General features: G+C 74.0%; 5 protein-coding genes and 1 pseudogene. 3 read left to right on the top strand and 3 right to left on the bottom strand.

Translation table 11 applies throughout. The annotated features are described in order from the left end of the window. The 3 genes and pseudogenes from AC2W7G_RS11240 to dapB form a co-directional block, all read left to right on the top strand. On the top strand, positions 1–274 hold a 274-nt coding region (locus AC2W7G_RS11240), incomplete at its 5' end, for a substrate-binding domain-containing protein (protein ID WP_485868505.1). A 71-nt stretch (positions 275–345) separates the two neighbouring features. Next, positions 346–1,682, top strand: a pseudogene (gene gdhA / locus AC2W7G_RS11235) (NADP-specific glutamate dehydrogenase). Positions 1,683–1,711: 29 nt separating this feature from the next. Beyond that, complete coding sequence (dapB, locus tag AC2W7G_RS11230; protein ID WP_485868504.1) at positions 1,712–2,455, top strand: 4-hydroxy-tetrahydrodipicolinate reductase; 744 nt, start codon at positions 1,712–1,714, stop codon at positions 2,453–2,455. Here dapB and AC2W7G_RS11225 read toward each other — a convergent pair whose 3' ends face one another. The 3 genes from AC2W7G_RS11225 to AC2W7G_RS11215 form a co-directional block, all read right to left on the bottom strand. Continuing rightward, positions 2,456–2,761 (bottom strand): AzlD domain-containing protein, encoded by a 306-nt coding sequence (locus AC2W7G_RS11225; RefSeq protein ID WP_485868503.1) that lies wholly within the window; start codon positions 2,759–2,761, stop codon positions 2,456–2,458. Continuing rightward, the gene (locus tag AC2W7G_RS11220) at positions 2,758–3,426 is read right to left on the bottom strand and encodes an AzlC family ABC transporter permease (protein WP_485868502.1); all 669 of its coding nucleotides are present in this window, start codon (positions 3,424–3,426) and stop codon (positions 2,758–2,760) included. The genes AC2W7G_RS11225 and AC2W7G_RS11220 overlap by 4 nt, the downstream gene beginning before the upstream one ends. After that, the coding region (locus tag AC2W7G_RS11215; RefSeq protein ID WP_485868501.1) for a GNAT family N-acetyltransferase at positions 3,423–3,780 on the bottom strand (358 nt) is incomplete at its 5' end. The genes AC2W7G_RS11215 and AC2W7G_RS11220, both read right to left, overlap by 4 nt.

Below are 3,780 nucleotides of genomic sequence, written 5' to 3'. Positions count from 1 at the left end.
CGCGGTGTTCGCGGCCAGCGACCTCATGGCCCTGGGCGCGGTGCGCGCGCTGCGCGAGGCCGGGCGCAGCGTGCCCGGCGACGTCGGCGTCGTCGGCTTCGACGGCATCCCGCAGGGCGCCTCGCACGAGCCGCCGCTGACCACCGTCGTGCAGCCGCTCGACCGGCTCGGCCGCGAGATGGCGCGCATGGTGCTGCGGCACGTCGACGGCACGCCGGCGGGCCCCGAGCAGCTGGTGCTGCCGGTCGAGCTGACGGTCGGCGGCACGTCCTGAGCGACGCCCCGCCCGGCGCCCCGCCCGGCGCTCCGCTCCGCCGTCGTTAGGCTGCTGGAGTGATCGAGCAGCTGCACCCCGCCCTCCGTCCGTCCTTCGAGGCCGTCCTCCAGCGCAACCCCGGGGAGCCCGAGTTCCACCAGGCCGTGCTGGAGGTGATGCTCAGCCTCGCCCCGATCGCCGAGACCCGGCCCGACTACACGCAGTGGTCGATCCTGTCGCGCATCTGCGAGCCCGAGCGCCAGATCATCTTCCGCGTCCCGTGGACCGACGACGAGGGCGTCGTGCACATCAACCGCGGCTTCCGCGTCGAGTTCAACTCCGCGCTCGGCCCGTTCAAGGGCGGCCTGCGCTTCCACCCGTCGGTGAACCTGAGCATCATCAAGTTCCTGGCCTTCGAGCAGGTCTTCAAGAACGCCCTGACCGGCATGCCGATCGGCGGCGGCAAGGGCGGCTCGGACTTCGACCCCAAGGGCCGCTCCGACGCCGAGATCATGCGGTTCTGCCAGTCGTTCATGACCGAGCTGTACCGCCACATCGGCGAGTACACCGACGTCCCGGCCGGCGACATCGGCGTCGGCGGCCGCGAGATCGGCTACCTGTTCGGCCAGTACAAGCGCATCACCAACCGCTACGAGTCCGGCGTGCTGACCGGCAAGGGCCTGTCGTGGGGCGGCTCGCAGGTGCGCACCGAGTCGACCGGCTTCGGCACCGTGTTCTTCGCCGCCGAGATGCTCGCCGCCCGCGGCGAGTCGCTCGAGGGCAAGCGCGTCGTCGTCTCCGGCTCGGGCAACGTCGCGACCTACGCCATCCAGAAGGCCCAGGCGCTCGGCGCGACGGTCGTCGCCTGCTCGGACTCGGCCGGCTACGTCGTCGACGAGGACGGCATCGACCTGGCGCTGCTGCGCGACGTCAAGGAGGGTCGCCGCGAGCGGCTCACCGCCTACGCCGACGAGCGCGCCTCGGCCACGCACGTCGCCGACGGGTCGATCTGGGACGTGCCGTGCGACGTCGCGCTGCCCTGCGCGACGCAGAACGAGCTGGACGGCGACCACGCCCGGACCTGGTCGGGAACGGCGCTCGCCTGGTCGCCGAGGGCGCGAACATGCCCTGCACGCCCGAGGCGGTCGCGGTCTTCCGCGAGCACGACGTCGCGTTCGCACCCGGCAAGGCCGCCAACGCCGGCGGCGTGGCCACCAGCGCGCTGGAGATGCAGCAGAACGCCAGCCGTGACTCGTGGGCCTTCGGCTACACCGAGAACCGGCTGCAGACGATCATGCGCGACATCCACACGTCCTGCGTCGAGACCGCCGCCCGCTACGGCGAGCCGGGCAACTACGTCATGGGCGCCAACCTGGCCGGCTACACCAAGGTCGCCGACGCCATGGTCGCCCAGGGCGTCATCTGAGCCCGGCGCCGCTCGGTAGCATCGGCGCCATGACACGGGTCGCGGTGCTGGGAGCCAAGGGACGCATGGGCACGGAGGCGGTCAAGGCCGTCGGTGCCGCGGACGACCTGGAGGTCGTCGCCGAGATCGGGTCGAGCGACCCGCTGGAGGCGCTCGTCGAGGCCGGCGCCGAGGTGGCGGTCGAGCTGACCCGTCCGGACGTCGCCCTGGACCACGTGCGCTTCTGCGTCGAGAACGGCGTCCACGTCGTCGTCGGCACGTCCGGCTTCGACGACGCCAAGGTGGCGCAGGTCCGCGAGCTGCTGGCCGACCACCCCGGCGTCGGTGTCGTCGTCGCGCCCAACTTCTCCATCGGCGCGGTGCTCATGATGCGCTTCGCGGCGATCGCGGCGCCGTTCTTCGAGTCCGTCGAGGTCGTGGAGATGCACCACCCGGACAAGGTGGACGCGCCCTCCGGCACCGCGGTCCGTACGGCCGAGCTGATCGCCGCCGCGCGGCGCGAGGCCGGCAGCGCCCCGCTGCCGGACGCCACCCGCACCGACCCGGACGGGTCGCGCGGCGCGACGGTCGAGGGCATCCCGGTGCACGCGGTGCGCATGCGGGGCTTCACCGCGTCGCAGGAGGTGCTGCTCGGCGACCCGGGGGAGATCTTCTCCATCCGCCACGACTCCTCGCACCGCGAGTCGTTCATGCCGGGCGTGCTGGCCGCCGTCCGCGCCGTGCCGCAGCGTCCCGGGCTCACGCTCGGGCTCGACGCGATCCTCGGCCTGTAGCTAGAGCACCGCGCGGACGAGCGCGGCGACCAGGGCGGCGCCCACCACCACGGGCAGGAACGACCTCCGCAGCGACAGCATGACCGCCGCCGCGACGAGGGCGACCGCGCGGGCGTCCAGCACGACGTCCGACCCGTCGCCCAGCACCTGCACGGCCACCAGCGCGCCGAGCAGCGCCACCGGGATGAGGTCGGACACCCGGCGCGTGAAGGGGTGGTCCAGCACGCGCTGGGGGACGGCGAGACCGGCCAGCTTCAACGCGTAGGTGCCCACCACGAGCACGCCGATCGCGAGCCACAGCGTCATGCCGCACGCTCCCGCTGGGTGAGCAGCCCCACCAGCACGGCGACCGCGCCGCCCGCGATGATCGGGACGCCGGCGGGGGTGAGGGGCACGAGACCGGTCGCGGCGGCGGCGCCCACGAGCGCCACCACGCGCGCGTGCCAGGTGGTCAGCCGCGGCCACAGCAGCGCGAGGAAGGCGGCGCCCACCGCGGCGTCCAGGCCGTACGTGCGCGGGTCCCCGATCGCCTTGCCGGCCAGGGCGCCGAGCAGCGTGAAGAGGTTCCAGAGCACGAGGATGCCGACGCCGGTCCACCAGAACGCGACGCGGGCCGAGCGGGTGTCGTCCTGGCCGAGCGCCATCGCGGTGGACTCGTCGATGACCACGTGGGCGGCGGGCAGCCGCGCCGCGCCGCGGAGCCGCAGCAGCGGGGCGAGGCTGATGCCGTAGAAGGTGTTGCGCGTGCCCAGCAGGAGCGCCGTCAGCGCCCCCGCGAACGGGTTGCCGCCGGAGGCGACGACGCCGATGAACGCGAACTGGGACGCGCCGGTGAACACCAGCAGCGACAGCAGGCAGGTCTGCAGCACGTCCAGCCCGGACGCCACGCCGATGGCGCCGAACGAGATGCCGTACGCGCCCGTCGGCACGGCCACGCCCAGCGAGTCGGCGACGATCCCGCGGTCGCTCATGCCGGACGCAGGTCCGTGTGCAGCCGGACCTGGCGCAGCCGGGCCCCGCCGGGACCCTCGAGCTCGCGGAAGGCGCCGTCGGCGGCCCACCCGGCGCCCAGCGCGAACGCGCGGACGTCGTCGGCGGTGGACGGGACCCACCAGGTCGCGCGGGTGAAGCCGTCCGCGCGCATCGTGTCCGCGGCCGCCTGGAGCAGGCGCGAGCCGTGCCCGGCACCCCGGTGGTCGGGGGACACGACGAGCTCACCGATCTCGCCGTCGGCGACCGGGTCGGCGTCGGCGTCCTGGGCCGGGTGGACGAGCACGTACCCGCGCAGGTGCGGGCCGTCCGTCGCCACCAGCACGCGGGCCCGG

Source organism: Aeromicrobium sp. PFPM2_SD2 (assembly GCF_057364525.1).
Note: the sequence above shows the minus strand (reverse complement) of the source record. Positions and strands in the feature narration are given on the sequence as shown.

Excerpts from the sequence above, each read along its gene's own strand:
- AC2W7G_RS11220 (WP_485868502.1), bottom strand. The coding sequence starts at position 3,426 with ATGAGCGACCGCGGGATCGTCGCCGACTCGCTGGGCGTGGCCGTGCCG.
- AC2W7G_RS11225 (WP_485868503.1), bottom strand. The coding sequence starts at position 2,761 with ATGACGCTGTGGCTCGCGATCGGCGTGCTCGTGGTGGGCACCTACGCG.
- dapB (WP_485868504.1), top strand. The coding sequence starts at position 1,712 with ATGACACGGGTCGCGGTGCTGGGAGCCAAGGGACGCATGGGCACGGAG.